The following is a 19,528-nucleotide window of genomic DNA, read 5'->3' as shown; positions in this document are numbered from 1 at the left end:
TCCTGCCACGGTATGCTGCGCGCCTTCTTTGCCGAGAGCTTCGTGTTGAACGCATTGCCGCTACGCATCCTGGGCACCGGACGCCATGTCCCGGCGCGCGAAGTCAGCTCGGGCGAGTTGGACGCGCGCTGGCAGTTGCCGGCCGGAACCACGGCCGCACGCCTGGGGGTTGTCACCCGCCACTACGTGGGCGAGGGCGAAACGGCATCGTCGATGGGAGCGGCCGCGGCGCAGCAGGCGTTGGACAATGCCGGCATCGACGGCAGCCAGATCGATTGCCTGATCTCGGCTTGTGCGGTCATGGAGCAACCAATTCCCTGTCAGGCGGTGCTGATCCAGCGCGCATTGGGGTTGGGCGATTCCGGCATTCCCGCATTCGATGTCAATGCCACCTGCCTGAGCTTCCTGGTGGCGCTGGACATGGCCGCCAATGCGCTGGCCCTGGGCCGCTATCGGCGCGTGTTGATCGTCTCCAGCGAAGTGGCCTCGGCTGGGCTGGACGATGCCAACCCCGGCACGGCGGGATTGTTCGGCGATGGTGCTGCCGCGGTCGTGGTCGGGCGCAGCAGTGCAGAGCAGGGCTCGGCGTTGCTGTCCAGCCGCCTTGCCAGTTATGGCAACGGCGCGGACCTGTGTCGCATCGGCGGCGGCGGCACCCGCGCGCCGCACGGAGAAGCAAGCGCACCCGCCGCTTCGCGCCTGTTCTGGATGGATGGCCGCGGCGCGTATCGCTTTGCCGCGCGTTACCTGCCGGCGTTCTGGACGCAGCTGCTGGACGAGGCGGGAGTTGCGGCCACTGCGTTGCACTGGCTGGTGCCGCACCAGGCCTCCGGTGGCGGCCTGGATCATGTGGTGCAGGCGCTGGGGCTGCGTGCCGAGCAGGTGGTGCGCATCCTGCCGACCACCGGCAACCAGGTGGCCGCCTCGTTGCCGCATGCCTTGCATCATGCGGTGGTGGGTCGGCAACTGCAGCGCGGCGAGCTGGTCGCCTTGCTCGGCACCGGCGCCGGCTTGGCGATCGGCGGCATGGTGTTGCGCTACTGATGGCGCCGCGTATTTCCCTCGACCTGCTGCGCATCGGCCATTGCCGACATTGCGAACGCATGGTGCGCGCCGATGGACATTGGCACGCGGTCGAGTTTCCAGCCTTGAGCGTGCTAATTCGGCATCCACAGCGCGGCGCGCTGCTCTACGACACCGGCTATGCGGAGCATTTTTTTCGCGCCACCGATCCGTGGCCGGAGCGCCTGTACCGCTGGACCACGCCGGTGACGCTGCCGGCGCACGAAACCTTGGGCGCGCAACTGGCGCGTCGCGACGTGCAGCTGGACGAGATCGCCTGGTGTCTGATTTCGCACTTCCACGCCGACCATATCGGTGGCCTGCGCGATCTGCCGAATGCGCGCTTCATCTGCCTGCGCGCGGACTACCAGCAGCTGCGCAGCTGCTCGCGCGTGGGCGGGTTGCGCCGCGCCTTGCTGCCGCAGTTGTTGCCCGACGACTTCGACCAGCGCCTGCAGTTCGCCGACCAGGCACCGCAGTGCGCGTTGACTGGAGCCTGGCAGGAGCTCGGCCCGGCCTACGATCTGTTCGAGGACGGCAGCGTGCTCGCGGTACCGCTACCCGGGCACGTGCCCGGCCAGATGGGGCTATGGGTACGCGACCAGCACGACCGCGAGGTGTTGCTGTGTGCGGACGCGGTGTGGTCCTCGGCCACCTGGGCCTCGCTGCAATGGCCAGCCTGGCCCACGCGTTTGCTGATGCACGACTGGCACGCATTCCAGCGCACCGTGCGGCAACTGCACGGCCTGTCGCAGGCGCATCCGGAGCTGGTCATCCTGCCTTCGCATTGCCAGCCCAGTCTTGACCGTTATCAACCGGAGTGGCGATGAGCCTGCGCATTCTCGTGACCGGTGCATCCGGTTTTGTCGGTGGCTCGTTCCTGCGGCGTTTCCAGGGGCGGCCCGGTGTGGAGATCCATGGCATCGGGCGGCGCGCCAGCGATCTGCCCAGCTACCATCGCATCGATCTGAGCCAACCGTTCGCGCTGGACTGGCGACCGGATGTGGTGATCCATGCGGCCGCGCTGGCCTCGCCGTGGGGAACGCGCGCGCAGTTCCACCAGCACAACGTGCAGGCCACCGCCAACGTCATCGACTTCTGCAAGCGGCACGGTTGCCCGCGCCTGCTGTATGTCTCCTCCAGTTCGGTGTTCTATCGCGAAGCGCATCAATACGACCTGGATGAAGACAGCCCGATCGGCCCGGCGTTCGTCAATACCTACGCACGAACCAAATATCTTGGCGAAACCCTGCTCGACGACTATCCCGGGGAAAAGAGCGTGTTGCGCCCGCGTGCGGTGTTCGGGCCCGGCGATACGGTGCTGTTTCCGCGCGTGATCGCCGCCGCGCGCAAGGGTGCCTTGCCACGTTTTGTCGGCCAGACCGAACCGGTGATCGGCGACCTGATCTATATCGATACGCTGTGCGATTACCTGTACCGCGCGGCCACCGCGCCGCAGTTGCAGCCGGCGTACAACCTCACCAACGCACACCCGGTGGACCTGCAGCACTTGTTGCTGGAGGTGCTGGCGCGCCTGCAACTGCCGTTGCCGCGGCGCGAGGTACGCATCGGCACCGCATTGCGCATGGCCAGCGTGGTGGAGGCGGTGTATCGCGGGCTGCGGCTGCGCGGCGAGCCGCCGATCACGCGTTTCGGCGTTGGCGTGTTCGCGTACTCCAAGACCTTCGATCCGCGCCGCACGCTGGCCGATCTCGGCCCGCCCAGTGTCGGCCTGGACGAGGGCGTGGACGCCTTCGTGCGTTGGCAGGCAGCGCAGTGGGCCTGATCGTCCCCCTCCTGGCGGCGCTGTATCTGGCCGTGCTGCTGGTCAAGACGGCGGCCGTGCTGTGGATCATGCGTGGCGAACGCAGGAGCTCAGCGCGCAGTGCCATTGCAACGCCGGCCGACGTGGCGATCCTGCAGCCGATTCTTGGTGGCGATGCGCACCTGCAAGAGGTGCTCAGCGCCAACGTGCAGGCATTGCCGCAGGCGCAGTTCGTCTGGTTGCTGGATGCCGACGATGGCCCGGGAAACGCCGCTGCCGATGCTGTCGTTGCGCGCTATCCGCAGCGGCGTATCGCGCGCCTGCTGGTGCCGGCGGCACCAGCAGGCATCAACCCCAAGGCCTGGAAACTCGATTACGCGTTGCCGCACATCGATGCGCCTGTCAGCCTGATTCTCGACGACGATGCGCATCTGGGCGGACATGCGCTGTCGCAACTGTTGTCGGACCTCACGCATGCCGATGTCGTCACCGCGCTGCCGTATTACCGCGACAGCGCCACGCTGGCCGGGCGCCTGTTGGCGCAGTTCGTCAACAACAATGCCGCGCTCACATACTTGGGGTGGCTGCCATTCGCAGCGCCGCTGACCATCAATGGCATGTGCTACGCCGCGCGTACCGAACAGCTGCGCCGCTGGGGCGGCTTTGCCGCATTGCTGGAGCAACTGACCGACGATCTGGCCTTCGCGACCCTGGTGCGCGACCGCGGCGGGCGACTCTGGCAATCCACTGCGCCGGTGGCGATGCGTACCGCCATGCCCGACCTGCGTGGCTATGTGCGCCAGATGCATCGCTGGATGCTGTTCGCAACGATCCTGCTAGGCCGTCAACGCCTGCGCGTACGCAGTGCCATCGGCGTGTTGCAGGGGCTGCCGCCGGTGCTGCTGGTGGCCATGCTGGTTTGCGCTTGCGTGCAACACACCTGGCCGGCTGCACTGTGCGTATTGATCGTCTTGCTGGTGCGCGCGTTGCTGCTGTGCGGTGTGCAATGGCGCGTCACCGGCGCCGTTCGCCATCGCCTGCTGGTGTCGCTCTGCGCCGAATGCCTGCAGCCGTTGCATCTGCTGCACGCCGTGCTGGTGCGCACGATCCGCTGGCGCACGCGGCGCTACCGCGTGTTAGCCAATGGGTGCTTTCGTGCAGAGTGAGTCGGGTCCGCTGCAGATCGCCTTCCTCACCGGGCAGAGCGATCCGGCAAGCTGCGCCTTGAGTGCGGAGCAGGGGGCATTTCTGCAAGAGCTGCGGGGCACGGGCAGGCAGTTGGTGGACTGCAATTATCCGTACCGCCGAAACAACGTGCCGCACCGGCGCACGCCGTTGTGGCGTGCCAGCCTGTCCAATGCGCGGCAGTATCTTGCGGCCCGGCATGCCCGCCTTGCCGAGGCCGATCGCAAGCGTGTGCATGCGCTGCTGGATCAGGCGCCGATGACGCTGCTTCTTGCCGGCAGCTGCGGGCTGCAGCTATTGACCGCTTTGCAGTTGCCGGATGCGTTGCGCGCACGTCTGGCGGTTTTTGCGTACGGCCCGGTGTGCGATGCGCCCGCAGTGTTCGGCCAGCTGCGCGTGGTACAGGGCCGCAGCGACTGGATCTCTCGAACATTGTTCGATGGGCACGTCGATGCGAGGCCTGCGTGCGGACACATGGCGTACCTGCGCAACGCCAAGGTGCTTGCCGAGTGCCAGCGCTTCCTCGCGCAGATCGAACGGACGCGACAGGGCGCAGCGCATGCGCATTGATCTGATCGCACCGCCCTACAGCGGCCATCTGCATCCCATCCTGGCAATCGCGCAACAACTCAGCGCGCAGCACCAGGTCTGCGTCATCAGTACGCCTGCCGCGCAGGCGCGCATCGAAGCATGTGGGCTCACCGCTGCCAGCGTGCTGGACGCGCATGCCGATCGCTTGCTGCTTTCCATCGCCAACCCGCCGCACGCCGTGGGCCACAACCCCGTGCGCCTGCGTCGGCAGTTGCACCATGCGCTCGGGCTCATGGCGCAGCTGGGCGAAGTGCTACAGCAGCGCTGGCGCGAGCGGCGGCCGGATCTGGTGATCGTCGACTTCACCCTGCCCAGCGCAGGACTGGCCGCACAGGCGATGGGCATCGCCTGGTGGACCAGCATGCCGTCGCCGTGCGTGATCGAAACCACGGATGGGCCGCCCGCATACATTGGTGGATTGCTGCCTGCGACCACGCCCTTGCAGCGTGTCTGGCATGCAGCGGCGCGCCGGCTCACGCGTGGTTTCAAACGGACCCTGCACCTGTGCTATCGGCGCCAGATGCGCGCGTGCGGGTTGCCGGCGATCTATCGCAGCGATCGCAGCGAGGCGGTGTATTCGCCGCAGTGCATCCTGGCCCTGGGAGTACCGTCGTTCGAGCTGGCGCAGCATTGGCCGGCGGCAGTGCGCTTCGTCGGGCCGCAGTTGTGCACGCCGCCTTCGTCGGTGACTGCGCCCACCTTCGTCGACGGTCGCCGACATGTGCTGGTGACGCTGGGCACGCATCTGCAATGGGTCAAGCAGCGCATGGATGGCGTGTTGCGCGCGCTGGCGCCGCAGTTCCCGGAGGTGATTTTCCATTTCAGCGACGGCGACACCGGCGCTCCGCCGCAGCCGGGGCAGGGCAATTATCAGCGGCTGCCCTATGTGGATTACGCACAGCACCTGCACCGCTACGCATTGGTGATCCATCACGGCGGTGCCGGCATTCTCTACGCCTGCCTTGCCGCGGGATTGCCGGCCATCGTCTACCCGCTGGACTACGACCAGTTCGATCACGCCGCGCGCCTGCAGGTAGCGGGCGCTGCCTGGTGGTTGCGCGATCTGGATGGCTTGCCGGCGTTGCTGCGTCAGGCGCTCGGCGCCGGCGAGGTGCCACGCGGCGTGCGTCGCCTGCAGGCGGAGCTACAGCTGATCCAATCGCAGGCGCGCATCGCGCACCTGGTGGAGGATTTCGCGCAGACTGGCGCGGTGCCGCCGGTGTAATGCGGCACGCGCCACAACGAGCCTGTAGGGGCGATCAGCCTGCAGCTGCGTTCAACGCAGGCGTCTTGCTGGTCATCAGCTGCGGCCAGCGCTTGAGCACGGCAGCGCGGATACCGGCCTGGTCGATGCCGGCCTCGGCCAGCAGGTCTTCGCGGCTGGCGTGATGCTGGAAGCTGTCCGGCAGGCCCAGGTGCAGCATCGGCACGGTAATGGCTTCGGCGTTGAGCAGTTCCGACACGCCAGAACCTGCGCCGCCGGCAACCACGTTGTCTTCGATGGTGACGAAGCCGTCGTGGGTTTTTGCAAGCTCCAGCAGCAGCGACTTGTCCAGTGGCTTGACGAAGCGCATGTTGACCACCGTCAGGCCCAGTTCGCGGCCCACTGCCTCCGCCGCATCCACGGTCGCGCCGAAGCCGAGCAGGGCAATGCGGGTGCCGCTGTGACGCAGCTGCGCCTTGCCGATCGGCAGGGTGGCCAGCGAGGTGTCCAATGCTGCGCCGGGGCCGGTGCCGCGCGGGTAGCGCACCGCCGCCGGGCCTTGGTACTGCACGCCGGTGCTCAGCATCTGACGGCATTCGGCCTCATCGGCCGGCGCCATCACGACCATGTGCGGCACGCAGCGCAGGAAGCTCAGGTCCAGATTGCCGGCATGGGTAGCGCCATCCGGGCCGACCACGCCACCGCGATCGATCGCAAACAGCACATCCAGTTGCTGCACCGCCACGTCGTGCACCAGTTGGTCGTAGCCGCGCTGCAGGAACGTGGAATAGATCGCGACCACCGGCTTGGCGCCCTGGGTCGCCATGCCGGCGGCCAGCGTGACCGCATGCTGCTCGGCAATGGCCACGTCGAAGTAGCGCTGCGGATATTCCTTGCTGAAGCGCACCAGGCCCGAGCCCTCGCGCATTGCCGGGGTGATCACCAGCAACTTGGGCTCGGCGGCGGCCATGTCGCAGACCCAGTCGCTGAAGACGTCGGTATAGGTCGGCTTCTTGGCACCGGTCTTGGCGACCAGGCCCTTGCTCGGATCGAACGGGCCAACGGCGTGATAACCGATCTGATCGCCTTCGGCCAGCTCGTAGCCCTTGCCCTTGGTGGTGATGACGTGCAGCAGCTGCGGGCCCTTGAGCGTCTGCAGGGTCTTCAGTGCGCCGATCAGGCTGGGCAGGTCGTGGCCATCGATCGGGCCGGTGTAATGGAAGCCCATTTCCTCGAACAACGTGGACGGCACGAACATGCCTTTCCAGTGTTCCTCCCAGCGACGCACGAAGCGCGCGGTGGGATTGTTCTTCTTGTCGCCGAGGATCTTCTTGCCGCCTTCGCGGATCGCATTGAGCGTGCGGCTGCCGCTGGCGCGCCCCAGCATCTTGGTCAACCCGCCGACCGCTTCGGAGATCGACATGCGGTTGTCGTTGAGGATCACCAGCAGGTTCGGTTCCGGGTCCATGCCGCCGGCGTGGTTGAGCGCCTCGTAGACCATGCCGGCCGTCATCGCGCCATCGCCGATCACCGCCACCACCTTGCGCTCGTCGCCGTTACGCTGCGCAGCGATGGCCATGCCGAGCGCGGCCGAGATCGAGGTGGACGAATGGCCAACGCCGAAGGTGTCGTAGATGCTCTCTTCGCGCTTGGGAAACGGCGCAACGCCGTCCTTTTGCTTGACCGTGTGGATCTGGTCGCGCCGGCCGGTGAGGATCTTGTGCGGGTAGGTCTGATGCCCGACGTCCCACACCAGCTGGTCCACCGGCGTCTGATACAGGTAGTGCAGGGCGACGGTGAGCTCGATCACGCCCAGGCCGGCCGCAAAGTGCCCGCCGCTCTTGCCCACCGATTCGATCAGATAGGAGCGCAGTTCTTCGGCGATCGCGGTCAGCTCGGCTTCGTCGAAGCGGCGCAGATCGTCGGGAGTCTGGATGCGGGACAGGCGCGGATAGCGGGTGGTGTCGATCATCATCGTGTCAATTTTCTGAAGCCGTATTGTCCTCCCCATGCGAAGGCCCGGCAAGCAAACCGGTTCAGCTGTCAGCGGGAAGTGATGGGCACGCGCAACGGCACGCTTGGCGCGCGCGGCGCTCACCGACACCTGCGGCAATCTGCCGCACCTGTGGATGGGTCGATTGCGCCGTGTCGTCTAGATCACTCGGCCTCAGTGCCTGCGTCGGGCGGAGGGCACTGGGCCGTATCGAGGCGTGTCATGCCTTGGGTCGCGGTGGCCGGGTTCGATGTCACGTGGGACACCCGGCGCGCCAGGGAAGCCGCCAGCGCTGCTGCGCGCGTGGGGCACGAGCACGCGTGTCCAGGCTCAATCATTCGTGGCTGCCTTGGCCCTGCGCCGAGCCTGGCGCGGCAAGTCACCCGCCAGAAGGCGCAACGCGTGACCAGTGGGCCTACAGCGACAGCTTGGAGCGCCTGGGCAGTTGCGCGCGCAGGAAGGCCATCTGATCGGACAGGATGTTGCGGTTGGACAAGATCAGGTGCTCGATCCAGCTCGGCCGGTAGGGCACCGCCAGCAGCGGCATATGCGCCTGTTGCGGCGTACGGTTGGCCTTGCGCGAATTGCACTGGAAGCAGGCGGTCACCACGTTTTCCCAACTGTCGCGACCGCCTTTGGACACCGGCATGACGTGGTCGCGGGTCAGGTGCGGGCGGCTGAAATGCTGGCCGCAATACATGCACAGCTGCGAATCGCGCGCGAACAACGCGGTGTTGCTGAGGGTCGGGGTCGGGTCCAGCGCGCGCGAACGGGCATGCCCGCGCGCGGCGATGATGGGGTGCAGGTCCAGCGTGCTGCGCTCGCCGGTCAGCCGCGAGATGCCGCCGTGGATCTGCATGCAAGGCTCGCCCAGCGTCCACGACACCGCATCGCGGGCGTACAGGCAGGCAGCGTCTTGCCAGTTGATCCAGTCCAGCACGCGGCCGTGCGCATCGAGCGACAACAGGCGAAGCGTGGGGAGTTGGTGGATTGCAGCGACAGCGCTGCCCGCGTCCGGGGCAGCGCTGCCTCCGGGGACGATCACATCACGAACGTGCGTGTCTGTCTCCATCGGGAAAACAGCTTATACCCGATCGTTGACAGTTTGTGTATCGCAGCGAACGGCGTTGGCGCGTGACTCGAAAGCACTGGCTCGGCGAGTACTGTTGTCTGCGATTCCGTGCCGCCGCGCCGCGGGATCACGCTTCGAACGCAGTGATGGCCTTAATGAGCCGTAGGAGCGCACCCAGGCGCGACGCCTTGTCGCGCGATACTTCCAGTCGCGGCCAGGTCCGCTCCTACGAAAACGATGGAGTTCCGCGGCATTAGCCGTGGGAGCGCACCCGGGCGCGATGCCTTGTCGCGCGATACTCCCAGTCGCGGCCAGGTCCGCTCCTACGACAGCGGCGGAATCCCGCGACGTTAGCCGTAGGAGCGCACCCGGGCGCGAGCACTCAGCCTTCGCCGAACAGTTCCGCTTCTAGCGTCATCAGCGGTGCGGCGCCGCTGCGGATGGCGGCGGCATGGGTCAGGGTGCGCGGCAGGAGACGCGCAAAGTAGAACCGCGCCGTCTCCCGCTTGGCGCGCCTGAAGTCCTCGCCATGCGCCGATGCGTCGGCAGCGGCCACGCTACGCGCCCACCAGTACGCCAGCACCACGTAGCCCGAATAAAACAGGTAGTCATGGCTGGCCGCGCCCAGTTCGTCCGGGTTGCGCGCGGCGCGATCGAGCACATCGCGGGTCAGCATCGCCCATTCGCTGCACTTGTCGCGCAGCGGCTTGATGAACTCGGCCAGCGCGGCATTGCCGTCCTGCGCGTTGGCGAAGGTTTCCACGGCGGCCAGGAACAACTTCAGCCCGGCAGCCTGGCTGGCGGCGGTCTTGCGCCCGATCAGGTCCAGCGCCTGGATGCCGGTGGTGCCTTCGTAGATGGTGGTGATGCGCGCATCGCGGGCCAGCTGCTCCATGCCGTACTCGCGGATGTAGCCGTGGCCGCCGAAGCACTGCAGGGCGTGGTAGGTGTTCTCGATCGACCATTCGGTCTGGCAGGCCTTGGAGATCGGGGTGAGGAAGCTCACCAGGGTCTCGGCATCGGCGCGTTCGCGTTCGGTTTCGCCACGATGTGCCACGTCCACCAGGCTGGCCGCGTGCAGCGCCAGCAAGCGGCTGCCTTCGGTCAGCGACTTGATGGTCAGCAGCATGCGGCGCACGTCCGGGTGCACGATGATCGGGTCGGCCGGCTTGTCCGGGAACTTGGCGCCGCTGAGCGCCCGCGATTGCAACCGCTCGCGGCTGTAGCGCAGGGCGTTCTGGTAGGCGCGCTCGGATAGCCCGATGCCTTGCAGGCCCACGCTCAGGCGTGCGGTATTCATCATCGTAAACATCGCCTGCAGGCCCTTGTGCGGCTGGCCGACCAGGTAGCCCTGCGCGCCCTCGAAGTTCATCACGCAGGTCACCGAGCCCTTGATGCCCATCTTGTGTTCGATGGACCCGCAATGCAGCGCGTTGCGCTCGCCCATGGTGCTGTCGCGGTCCACCTTGAACTTGGGGGTGACGAACAGCGAGATGCCCTTGGCGCCGGCCGATGCGTCCGGCAGCTTGGCCAGCACCAGGTGCACGATGTTGTCGGTGAGGTCGTGCTCGCCGGCGGTGATGAAGATCTTGGTGCCGGTGATGGCGTAGCTGCCGTCGGCATTGGGTTCGGCACGGGTCTTGAGCAGGCCCAGGTCGGTGCCGCAATGCGGTTCGGTCAGGCACATGGTGCCGGTCCAGCGGCCGTCGATCAGCGGTTTGAGGAAGACGTCCTGCTGCCAGGTCTCCCCGTGCTGGCGCAGGGCTTCCATCGCGCCATGCGACAGCAGCGGGAAGTTGCCCCAGGCCAGGTTGGCGGCGTTGATCATTTCGCTCAGCGGCACGCCCAGCGTGTGCGGCATGCCCTGGCCGCCGAATTGCGGTTCGGCGGTGAGCCCGTTCCAGCCGCCTTCCACGAATTGATCGTAGGCGGCGCGGAAGCCGGGCGGGGTGGTCACTGCGTGTGTGCTCTTGTCGAACGCGCAACCGATCTCGTCGCCCACGCTGTTGAGCGGCGCCAGCACTTGCGAGGTAAAGCGGCCGGCCTCTTCGAGGACGGCGTCGATGATGTCAGCACTGGCCTCGGTGTAGCCGAGCCGGGCGAACAGGGCGTGCGCGCCAAGCACGTCGTGCAGGGCAAAGCGGAAATCGGTCAGCGGGGCGGTATAGCTGCTCATGCGGGATCCTTGGAAGCGGGTACGGGAGGCGTGCGCCTTAGGGCCACTCTTAGCGCAGCACGCCGTTGAGGCCGGGAGCCGGGCTGAGCGTATTGCGCGATTCCACACTGAACTCGCGTTGTTTCTTGTCCTGTGGGGTCGCCCAGACGGTGCCCTTGAGCGCATACGGGAACGAGCGGCCGCCGGCCAGCACGTCGGCCACGGTGATGCGGCCCAGCGAGGTGGGTTGCACGGTGACGGTGACCACGTCGGCGGTTTCCGGGCCGATCGACATGCCCACTGCCTGGTCGAGCTTGCCGGCCAGTTGATCGCCGGCAGAGATTTCCAGCGCCACGCGTTCGAACTGCATCGGGATGCTGCTGTAGTTCTGCAGGCGCAGGTCAACCGACCAGGCGCCGTCGGCACGCACGGTCAGTTGCTGGATGCTGGCGGCCGGCTCGGACACCCGGCGGACTGCGCCGCCGCAGGCGCTCAGCAGCAACCCGCAGGCCAGCGACACAAGAAGAAGACGATAGGCACGACGCATGGACTCGGGTCCTTGGCGGAATGAGGCGGCGCCAAGAATACTACGCAGTACGGTCGCTGCTCCCCAGCGCGCGCAGCGGAGGTGGCGATCCTAGGCCGGGGCGCGGGCAGGCCTCACAACACCGGCGCGGCCACGATCAATGGCGACAGGTCGTAGCCCATCGCGGTGGCCTGCGCCTTGAGCCGTTCCAGTTGCGCGCGCTGCATCTGCGGCGAGCGCGACAGGATCCACAGGTACTTGCGATCCGGCTCGCCGACCACCGCCCATTGGTAATCCGGGTCGAGCGCGATCACCCAATAGTCGGCCCACACCAGCGGCAACCAACCCAGCCACTCGGGAGCGAAGCGCACCTGCAACTGCCCGGGCTGGCCGGCGACCGGGCGCGCCACGCCGTCGGCCTGGGTCAGGCTGCCATCGGCGGTGCGGCAGCCATTGCGCACGCCGATCAAGCCATCGTCGCGCAAGGTGTAGATGGCGGTAATGTCGCTACGGCACTTTTTCTGGAACGACACCGGCAGGTGTGCAATCTCATGCCACTGGCCGGCATAGCGCGAGATGTCCAGCTGCGGCACCGCGCGCACCGGCTGTTGCGCAAACGCGGCCAGCGGCAGCAGGGCGACGAACGACAGCAGCAGGCGGGGCAGGCGCATGACAATCTCCGGTGGACGCGCGCAGGCTAGGCCATGTCCCCGGCCGCGCGGCGTGAAGCGGTGCAAGAAACGCGTCCCCCACGGCGGCCGGCAATAAAGTTGCTCGCAGCGCTTGCCCAAACTGCGCCTGCTCGCTATAGTGCGCGTCCTCGCAACGCAGGCATCGTGTTGCAGGGTAAGTGGCCGAGTAGCTCAGTTGGTAGAGCAGGGGATTGAAAATCCCCGTGTCGGCGGTTCGATTCCGTCCTCGGCCACCATATCCAAGCCTTCGTTCGCAAGGCTTCCCGGTTTCCACCGGATCTACTGCTTCCCCCACCTCCTGTCACTGGCTCGGTTGCGCATGCTGTGCGCTGTGTTTGTGTTGCGCGCGTGCGTGCGCTGACGCGATCCAGCGTGGACGCAGACTCGCGCGTTGGTTCGGCCGCCCGGTCATCATCCGTGTAGGTCCTATGTGCGCACGATGCAATCGATTTCGACGTGGTCTTCAAATGCGCATGGCGATACTGCGCGCATGACGCACAAGACACACAAGACACACAAGACACTTCGACGCACCCTGATCCACGGCTACTGCGGTGAATTTCGCGTGGAGACGCTGGAAAGCCAGGCGCCAGGCGCGACGCTGTGGCTTTCGACTGCGTTCGTTTACCACCGCGATCGCGCCGCGCCCGTGGCCACGATCGAGGGCGCAGGGCAGGGCGAGTACCGGGGCGACGCACGCGAGCAGGCGCTGCGCGTGGGTTCTTGTCTGGCGGAGTTTCTGGACCCCAAGCAATACCGCTGCTGCGAGAGGCAGAGCGGCTGAAGCATCGAAGACTCTCGCGTGCGCTACGGAAGTGCAGGCAAGGGGGCGTTGTTGGTGATGGAACAGGACAGCCCGGCGGCAAGGCGCGCGATGTCTTGCATGAACTCAGCGCCTGCTCCGAGTGCCGGAGTGCGCGCGCCCACCCATGTCGTGCTTATAGCAACACCACGTTGTGCAGATGCGTTTGCAGCCCCTTGCGCAAAATCCGGTAGCAATCGCGATCGAAGTCGCCGGGTGCGGTCTTCAGTTTGCGGGCAGCAGCCAGCGAGCTGACGCTGCCCAGATAATGCCAGTTGCGCAGCACGTGGAACTGGCGCAACTGCTTGCCTTCTTCCTTTAACGCCACCGCGCCAGGAAAGGGCCAGACGGCCTGTTCCAGATATTCAAGGGCAGCGCGCAGACGCGTCTCGTGGTCGCCCAGCGATTCGGCGCCATGGCAGGCACCGGCGCAGCGCTTCAACATGGCGCGGAAACACGGGCGGCCATCGGTGGCGCGTTCCAGGCCGAGCAGCCCGTAGCAAAGACGGTCGCGATCGGCCAGCCGCCGCAGCGCTTCCTTGGCGGCGCGTGGGCTGGAATAGAGCCCATACAGCCACGGTGTGACCGCCGGATCGCGCTCGGCCGAATGCACGATAGACACCTCGCCACAATACAGCCGGATCGAAAACTGACGCGGGACGCGACGTAGCTTTTGGTTGTACAGCGGGCGCATCGATTTGATGAGCTGCGATTCCAATAGCTGCGCGCCAAGATCGCCGGCCATTTCGAACACGCTGATGCGACGGGTCTGGCGCAATAAGGCGGCTTCGCGTGGCGTGCGGAAGTGATCCATCACCCGCCCACGCAAGTTCACGCTCTTGCCGATGTACAACGGCAGTTCGCTGTCCTGGCCGTGGAACAGATACACCCCGGCAGTCGTTGGCAAGGTTGCGAGCGTGCTGCGTAAATGATCGGGATAGGCGTATTCGACCGCACCGAGACCGCGGCGAACGCGTTCACTGCGGGCCACGACGGACCTTGGTCTGCTGCGCCGGCGTCTCGATGCGTGCGTAACCACCCAGAGGGCCTGGGGCTGCTGCATGCTCGGTGGCGTATGAGTGCGTGCGGAAAATCGTTGTCATCGGGCAGCAGCGTGCCGATGTGCTGTCGCATCAGCTGAGACGCTGCACGATTCTTGAAAAGAACGCTTCCGGAAGAGCTGCAGCAATTCCGGAAGCGCCGTGGTACCTGCCGTGTTGTGCTGCTCAGCGGTTGTTGCCGCCACCGCTCGCCTGGCCACCCTTCTTGCCGGCCTCGCGCGCTTCTTCGGAGGTGAACTCGTGGGCGTTGCCACTTTCATGGGCCGCCTTGCCGCCCTTGGAGGCGATTTCGCGCTGCTTGTCTTCGTCCATCGAAGCAAAGCCGCGGTTGCTGGTGCCACCCTTGTTGTCGTTCTGATTTGCCATTGCAGATTCTCATTCGTCAGTTGGGGAATGCACCACTGGACGCCGTGGTGCGAGGCCAGCATCGCGGTGGAAGCATCAATCGGACGTGGGGATTTCGGCAGCCAGGCGTGAGCCGGCAAGCGGGCTTGACATGCGATCTTCACTGGCGAAAAACGCGGCATGGCGACGCAATGCTGGAGACGCTCGACAGTATTGCGGCGCCATCGTGCGTGCGCGCCGCAGCGCATGCGACGAACGTGCGACACGGCCCTGCGTGTTGCAGTCCGATGCCACCGCGCGGGGGCAGGTGCGGCCGGCTATCCTGGCAGCCGCGACGCAGACCAGGATACAGCGATGACGACACGATGCCGGTGGTGGGCAACAGTGCTGGCAATGACGGCGACGTTTGCCATGCCAGCCGGCGCCGCCACGCTGCCCGCCGGCGCTGCCAAGTTGTTACCTGCCGGGCAGTCGGTGATGAGCGTCGCTCGCGCAGATCTCACCGGCGATGGCCGGCTGGATTACGTGGTTGCGTTGCGTGCATCGGCAGAACAAACGCTGCGTGGCCATGGCGATGCGGCACCGCCGCGTACCTTGCTGGTGCTGGTTGCAAACGCCGACGGCGGGTTTGTCCAAGCCGCGCGCAGCACGCGGGTGATCTTCAGAGCCGACGAAGGCGGACAGTGCGACCCGTTCCTGGACAGCGACCAGGGCCTGGTCGCGAAGGGCGCGTATTTCACCGTGCAAAATGGGGTGGCGTGCGGACAACACTGGACCGACTACATCACCTTTCGTTACGACCGCCGCCGCGGCGTTTTCGTATTCCACAAGCGCGTGATCGAAGCATGGGAAATGAACACCCAGGACACGCCCGATGCCGACGCGCTGCGGCTGCGCGAGCACAAAGAAATTGCCGCCGATCCGCGTCAGCCGGTCCTGCTGTCTGCCTATACGCCTGCACCGTGACGGGGGGGCTATCGCAGCGCATCCGGTTCGATGGCGGGCGCGGCCGTACGGGAAATGCTCATGGATGTGACGAATCGCCTCACCGAACCCAACTAAACTGTGGCCACGGGAACGGCCCCGCGGAGAACATCACTTGAACGATCCCGGTCACGGAGAGCTGCGGGCGCCTCAGATCAGCGACACAAGCGGCCTGCCTGTCGAGAAGCACCGCTCGGACATCTTCTTTGCCGCCGTGGAAACCACGCGTATGCCAATGACGGTGACCGACCCGCATCTTCCGGATAATCCCATCGTGTTCGCAAACCGCGCGTTTCTGGAGATGACCGGCTATGCCGCCGATGAGGTCATCGGCACTAACTGCCGTTTCCTGCAGGGGCCGGAGACCGATCCGGCCAGCATCAGCGATGTGCGCGAATCGATCGAAAGCCGCAGCGAAATTGCCACCGAGGTGCTGAATTACCGCAAGGACGGCTCTTCGTTCTGGAATGCGCTGTTCATCTCGCCGGTGTTCGACAACAAGGGCAACCTGGTGTATTTCTTCGGCTCGCAGTTGGATGTGAGCCGGCGCCGCGATGCCGAAGACGCGCTGCGCCAGGCGCAGAAGATGGAGGCCCTGGGCCAGCTGACGGGCGGCATCGCGCACGATTTCAACAATCTGCTGCAGGTGATGTCTGGACATCTGGAAGTGATCCAGATGATGGCCAGCGCCGGCGGGGGCAATGCCGAGCGGATTGCCTTCAGTGCCGAACACGCCGCGGCAGCGGCTGCCAAGGCGGCCACCTTGACCCAGCAATTGCTGGCGTTTTCACGCAAGCAGAAACTGCGCGGGCGGGTCGTGAACCTCAACGGGCTGGTGGCCGGCATGACCAACATGGCCGAGCGCGCGCTGGGGGGCGGCGTCACGTTGCGCCAGGTGCTGGAAGAAGGGCTGTGGAACTGCCAGATCGACACCACCCAGGCAGAGGTGGCGTTGTTGAACGTGTTGATCAATGCGCGCGACGCGATGGCGCAGGCCGAGCGCAAGGAAGTCACGGTGCAAACCCAGAACGTGGAGATCACCGGCCACGACCTGGCGATGTACCACCAGCTGGCCCCGGGCCGCTACGTCAGCATCGCCGTGACCGACACCGGCTCGGGCATGCCGCCGGAGGTGGTCAGCCGGGTGATGGAACCGTTCTTCACCACCAAGGAGGAAGGGCAGGGCACCGGCCTGGGCTTGTCGATGGTGTACGGATTCGTCAAGCAGTCCGGCGGCACCGTGCGCATCTACAGCGAGGTGGGCGAAGGCACCACCGTGCGGCTGTATTTCCCTGCCTCCAGCGAATTCGAAAACGATTTGCAGGCAGCCAAGAGCCGCGCCATCGACAAGGGGGGCAACGAAACCATCCTGGTGGTGGAAGACAAGCAGGACGTGGCGGTGGTGGCCCGGATGTTTCTGGAAAACGCCGGTTACCGCATCCTGTCTGCGTCCAGCGGACGCGAGGCGGTGGAGATCTTGGAGAAGACTCCGCAGGTGGATGCGTTGTTCACCGACCTGATCATGCCCGGTGGCATGAACGGAGTGATGCTCGCCCGTGAGGCGCGCCGCATGTTGCCCAAGATCAAGATCCTGCTCACCACCGGTTACGCCGATGCCAGCATCCAGCGCACCGACGTGGGCGGCGCCGAGTTCGATGTGGTCAGCAAACCCTATACGCAGAAGGAATTGCTCAAGCGCATCCGTATGCTGCTGGATGGGCCGACCGGGGTGGGCTGAGCGCGTGTGCCGCCCGGTGACGCTATCGCGATGCGGTGGCGTCACCGAAACATGCTTGCAATCGCCGATTGGCTGCCGGGTGAAGATCGCGATGCTCCTACACCGTCTTTGTGGAAATTCCCCGGATATCGATGGCCATGCGTTGGGTCGTTGGCCCGATGCATACGAGCGGAGGTAGCGGGGTGCATTGCCGATGAGCGGCGATGCAGCCGTCGCGGCCAGTGATGCGATCAGCGACGCGGATAATGTGCGGTGCTCTGTCGATAGCGCAGGTGCAGCCGCCTGCCGATCAGCACTGCGACACGAACCGACCACGAACACCAGCTGGACGGCCGTAACGCAGACGCGCTCGGCAACGCGGGCGCCGTGCAGCGCCCGACCAGTCCCCTAACAATGCCGAATAGCGCGCTGCCCCACAGCAGTGGGCCGTCGATGTGCCGTTGGGTAGGGAACTGCAGCGATGCGTCGCGCAGTCCCTACGTGGCTGCGTCAGCGTGCGTGCGGCGAATGGGCAGCGAGACGTGTCGCCAGTCGGCCACATCACCCGCAGCCTCCAGCCGACCGCTCAGAACAAGGCAGGCAATGCGCTGCGCGACGCGGTCGGCTGCCTCTTCGACGTCGGCCAGATTCAACTGCGCGTCAGTGAGCGCTTGCGCAATCATCAAGGCGACTTTTGCCACTGCGCGCCGCCAGCGTCAGTGATAAATGTCGATTGCGCGTTAATGTCGGACGGGCCAGTGCCTGTCGTCGCCAATCACCATTCCAGATACCCGGAGCACGGCCATGAAGCGTGATCCCGCATTCCGGCTGTCAACGCCCGACCTTGCTGCCAATCCCTAAATCACAATGTCTGCGCCAACTATTCCTCACCCAGCGGCGCCACGTAGCCGTCCGGCTTGTCGGCGTTGCGCTCGAATAGGAACTTCTGCAGCTCCGCTTCGAGAAAGGCACGGTGCTTGGGGTCGCGCGGCGACAGCCGGTTTTCGTTGATCAGCATGGTCTGATGCGCCAGCCACGCTTGCCAGGCGGTCTTGCCGATCTGCGCGAAAATGCGCTGGCCGAGCTCGCCCGGATACGGCACGAAATCCAGGCCTTCGGCGTCGCTTTGCTGGTAGTGGCAGAACACGGTGCGGGTCATGCGGATTCCTTTGGGAGACGCGCTTATAACGCGTCGAGCAACTTGCGGATCGGCGCCGGCAGGCCCAGCGATGCGAGATCGGCGGGCGCGACCCAGCGTAGATCGTCATTGTCGCGCACCGCCGGACGCAGCGCGACCTTGCGCAGGCGCAGGGGCTGCAAGTGCAGCCGGTAATGGCTGAAGGTGTGCACGATCAACGGCATCTCGTCGGCGCGCTCGTAGGTGCCGTCGATATGCGCTGCGAACCAGGCGCGCATGCCGCTGTCGGTATCGGCCTGCGGCAGCGTCCAGAGCGAGGCCCAGATGCCGGTTGGCGGGCGTCGCTGCAGCAGGATGTGGCTATCGGCATTGAGCAGCAACAGCGCAGTGGCCTCGCGTTCGGGCAGCGGTTTGCCGGGTTTGGGGGTGGGCAACGCCTCGACCAAGCCATCGCGGCGTGCGATGCAATCGGTCTGTAGCGGGCACAGCACGCAGGCGGGCTTGGCGCGCGTGCACAGCGTGGCGCCGAAATCCATTTGCGCCTGGGTGTAGTCGGCCAGGCGGCCAGCCGGGACATGCGCAACATGGGTGGTGGCCAGTTGCCATAACTGTTTTTCGATCGCCGGCAGGCCGGGATACCCGGCGATGCCGTGGAAGCGCGCGAGCACGCGTTTGACGTTGCCGTCCATGATCGCGAAGCGATCGTTCCAGGCCTGGCTCAGGATCGCGCCTGCCGTGCTGCGGCCGATGCCCGGCAGCGCAAGCAGTGCATCGAAGTCGCGCGGCACTTGCCGGGCGTGCAGCGCGACGCATTGCTTGGCGGCGGCATGCAGATTGCGCGCGCGGGCGTAGTAGCCCAGTCCGGCCCACTGCGCCATCACGGTGTCGTTGTCGGCCGCCGCCAGATCGGCCAGCTGAGGGAAGCGCGCCATGAACTTGTGGAAATACGGAATGACCACCGCGACCTGGGTCTGCTGCAGCATGATCTCCGACAGCCATACCCGGTAGGGCGTGCGTGGATGCTGCCAGGGCAGATCATGGCGGCCATGGCCGTCGAACCAGTGCAACAGGCGGTCGACGAATGCATCAGCGGAAGGAGTGGCGTGGTCGGCTGGCATGAGCTGTGCTGGCGATGGAGGGCGAGGCGAGAGTTACGTGACGCGGAGCGGATCTGCTGCGTACCTCGTGCGGCGCATCCCTTCGCCGCAGCGGCACGTCATTGCGCCCAGGCACCGT

Annotated in this window: 18 protein-coding genes, 1 tRNA gene and 2 pseudogenes; 10 read left to right on the top strand and 11 right to left on the bottom strand. The window is 65.9% G+C overall.

Going from position 1 to position 19,528, the window contains the following annotated elements; translation table 11 throughout:
* The first annotated feature begins 12 nt into the window (after positions 1 to 12).
* The 6 genes from ACCQ03_RS13365 to ACCQ03_RS13340 are packed head-to-tail and all read left to right on the top strand — an operon-like array spanning position 13 to position 5,828.
* On the top strand, positions 13 to 1,044 hold the full coding sequence (locus ACCQ03_RS13365; protein ID WP_057677553.1) for a 3-oxoacyl-[acyl-carrier-protein] synthase III C-terminal domain-containing protein: 1,032 nt from the start codon (positions 13 to 15) through the stop codon (positions 1,042 to 1,044).
* Positions 1,044 to 1,892: an MBL fold metallo-hydrolase gene (locus ACCQ03_RS13360; RefSeq protein ID WP_057677554.1), complete on the top strand. Its 849-nt coding sequence runs from the start codon at positions 1,044 to 1,046 to the stop codon at positions 1,890 to 1,892. Before ACCQ03_RS13365 ends, ACCQ03_RS13360 begins: the two co-directional genes overlap by 1 nt.
* Positions 1,889 to 2,848, top strand: coding sequence for an NAD-dependent epimerase/dehydratase family protein (locus ACCQ03_RS13355; protein ID WP_057677555.1), 960 nt, complete (start codon positions 1,889 to 1,891; stop codon positions 2,846 to 2,848). Before ACCQ03_RS13360 ends, ACCQ03_RS13355 begins: the two co-directional genes overlap by 4 nt.
* Complete coding sequence (locus tag ACCQ03_RS13350) at positions 2,839 to 3,993, top strand: glycosyltransferase (RefSeq protein ID WP_057677563.1); 1,155 nt, start codon at positions 2,839 to 2,841, stop codon at positions 3,991 to 3,993. The genes ACCQ03_RS13355 and ACCQ03_RS13350 overlap by 10 nt, the downstream gene beginning before the upstream one ends.
* Positions 3,971 to 4,582, top strand: coding sequence for a hypothetical protein (locus ACCQ03_RS13345; RefSeq protein WP_057677556.1), 612 nt, complete (start codon positions 3,971 to 3,973; stop codon positions 4,580 to 4,582). The genes ACCQ03_RS13350 and ACCQ03_RS13345 overlap by 23 nt, the downstream gene beginning before the upstream one ends.
* Positions 4,572 to 5,828, top strand: a complete 1,257-nt coding sequence (locus ACCQ03_RS13340) for a glycosyltransferase (RefSeq protein WP_057677557.1) — start codon at positions 4,572 to 4,574, stop codon at positions 5,826 to 5,828. Before ACCQ03_RS13345 ends, ACCQ03_RS13340 begins: the two co-directional genes overlap by 11 nt.
* A gap of 34 nt (positions 5,829 to 5,862) precedes the next feature.
* On the opposite strand, the gene dxs is transcribed toward ACCQ03_RS13340, so the two are convergent.
* The 5 genes from dxs to ACCQ03_RS13315 all read right to left on the bottom strand — a co-directional run bounded on the left by dxs (position 5,863) and on the right by ACCQ03_RS13315 (position 12,224).
* Positions 5,863 to 7,779 carry a 1-deoxy-D-xylulose-5-phosphate synthase gene (gene dxs, locus ACCQ03_RS13335; protein ID WP_057677564.1) on the bottom strand — a complete coding sequence of 639 codons (1,917 nt, stop codon included), beginning with the start codon at positions 7,777 to 7,779 and terminating at the stop codon, positions 5,863 to 5,865.
* 436 nt (positions 7,780 to 8,215) lie between these two features.
* Entirely contained in the window at positions 8,216 to 8,872 is a 657-nt protein-coding gene (locus tag ACCQ03_RS13330; protein ID WP_209227256.1) for an HNH endonuclease, read from the bottom strand.
* A 382-nt stretch (positions 8,873 to 9,254) separates the two neighbouring features.
* Positions 9,255 to 11,048 carry an acyl-CoA dehydrogenase C-terminal domain-containing protein gene (locus ACCQ03_RS13325; RefSeq protein ID WP_209227254.1) on the bottom strand — a complete coding sequence of 598 codons (1,794 nt, stop codon included), beginning with the start codon at positions 11,046 to 11,048 and terminating at the stop codon, positions 9,255 to 9,257.
* 49 nt (positions 11,049 to 11,097) lie between these two features.
* Complete coding sequence (locus ACCQ03_RS13320) at positions 11,098 to 11,574, bottom strand: LEA/WHy family protein (RefSeq protein WP_039568802.1); 477 nt, start codon at positions 11,572 to 11,574, stop codon at positions 11,098 to 11,100.
* Between the two features lie 113 nt (positions 11,575 to 11,687).
* Complete coding sequence (locus ACCQ03_RS13315) at positions 11,688 to 12,224, bottom strand: lipocalin family protein (RefSeq protein ID WP_039568800.1); 537 nt, start codon at positions 12,222 to 12,224, stop codon at positions 11,688 to 11,690.
* Between the two features lie 181 nt (positions 12,225 to 12,405).
* Between ACCQ03_RS13315 and ACCQ03_RS13310 the strand changes: the two genes are divergently transcribed.
* Positions 12,406 to 12,481 (top strand) — tRNA-Phe (locus tag ACCQ03_RS13310).
* Between the two features lie 254 nt (positions 12,482 to 12,735).
* Positions 12,736 to 13,029, top strand: a complete 294-nt coding sequence (locus ACCQ03_RS13305) for a hypothetical protein (protein WP_209227252.1) — start codon at positions 12,736 to 12,738, stop codon at positions 13,027 to 13,029.
* 154 nt (positions 13,030 to 13,183) lie between these two features.
* On the opposite strand, the gene cho is transcribed toward ACCQ03_RS13305, so the two are convergent.
* Positions 13,184 to 14,038: an excinuclease Cho gene (gene cho, locus ACCQ03_RS13300; RefSeq protein WP_209227250.1), complete on the bottom strand. Its 855-nt coding sequence runs from the start codon at positions 14,036 to 14,038 to the stop codon at positions 13,184 to 13,186.
* A 235-nt stretch (positions 14,039 to 14,273) separates the two neighbouring features.
* Complete coding sequence (locus tag ACCQ03_RS13295; RefSeq protein ID WP_005914053.1) at positions 14,274 to 14,474, bottom strand: KGG domain-containing protein; 201 nt, start codon at positions 14,472 to 14,474, stop codon at positions 14,274 to 14,276.
* A 372-nt stretch (positions 14,475 to 14,846) separates the two neighbouring features.
* On the opposite strand from ACCQ03_RS13295, the gene ACCQ03_RS13290 reads away from it, so the two are divergent.
* Together ACCQ03_RS13290 and ACCQ03_RS13285 are read left to right on the top strand one after the other, a co-directional pair.
* On the top strand, positions 14,847 to 15,419 hold the full coding sequence (locus ACCQ03_RS13290) for a hypothetical protein (RefSeq protein WP_150147688.1): 573 nt from the start codon (positions 14,847 to 14,849) through the stop codon (positions 15,417 to 15,419).
* A gap of 133 nt (positions 15,420 to 15,552) precedes the next feature.
* Positions 15,553 to 17,175, top strand: coding sequence for a hybrid sensor histidine kinase/response regulator (locus ACCQ03_RS13285; protein WP_209227248.1), 1,623 nt, complete (start codon positions 15,553 to 15,555; stop codon positions 17,173 to 17,175).
* A 230-nt stretch (positions 17,176 to 17,405) separates the two neighbouring features.
* Here the strand turns inward: ACCQ03_RS13285 and ACCQ03_RS13280 are convergent.
* The 4 genes and pseudogenes from ACCQ03_RS13280 to mutY form a co-directional block, all read right to left on the bottom strand.
* A pseudogene (locus ACCQ03_RS13280) lies at positions 17,406 to 17,648 on the bottom strand (hypothetical protein).
* 16 nt (positions 17,649 to 17,664) lie between these two features.
* A pseudogene (locus tag ACCQ03_RS13275) lies at positions 17,665 to 17,929 on the bottom strand (hypothetical protein).
* Positions 17,930 to 18,034: 105 nt separating this feature from the next.
* The gene (locus ACCQ03_RS13270; protein ID WP_017157086.1) at positions 18,035 to 18,313 is read right to left on the bottom strand and encodes an oxidative damage protection protein; all 279 of its coding nucleotides are present in this window, start codon (positions 18,311 to 18,313) and stop codon (positions 18,035 to 18,037) included.
* A 23-nt stretch (positions 18,314 to 18,336) separates the two neighbouring features.
* Positions 18,337 to 19,410 carry an A/G-specific adenine glycosylase gene (gene mutY, locus ACCQ03_RS13265; protein ID WP_057678202.1) on the bottom strand — a complete coding sequence of 358 codons (1,074 nt, stop codon included), beginning with the start codon at positions 19,408 to 19,410 and terminating at the stop codon, positions 18,337 to 18,339.
* Between the last annotated feature and the right edge of the window lie 118 nt (positions 19,411 to 19,528).

Origin of the sequence: Xanthomonas sp. NCPPB 3569, assembly GCF_041475645.2 — a bacterium.
GTDB lineage: Bacteria > Pseudomonadota > Gammaproteobacteria > Xanthomonadales > Xanthomonadaceae > Xanthomonas > Xanthomonas phaseoli.
This window is presented reverse-complemented; position numbering and strand designations above follow the sequence as displayed.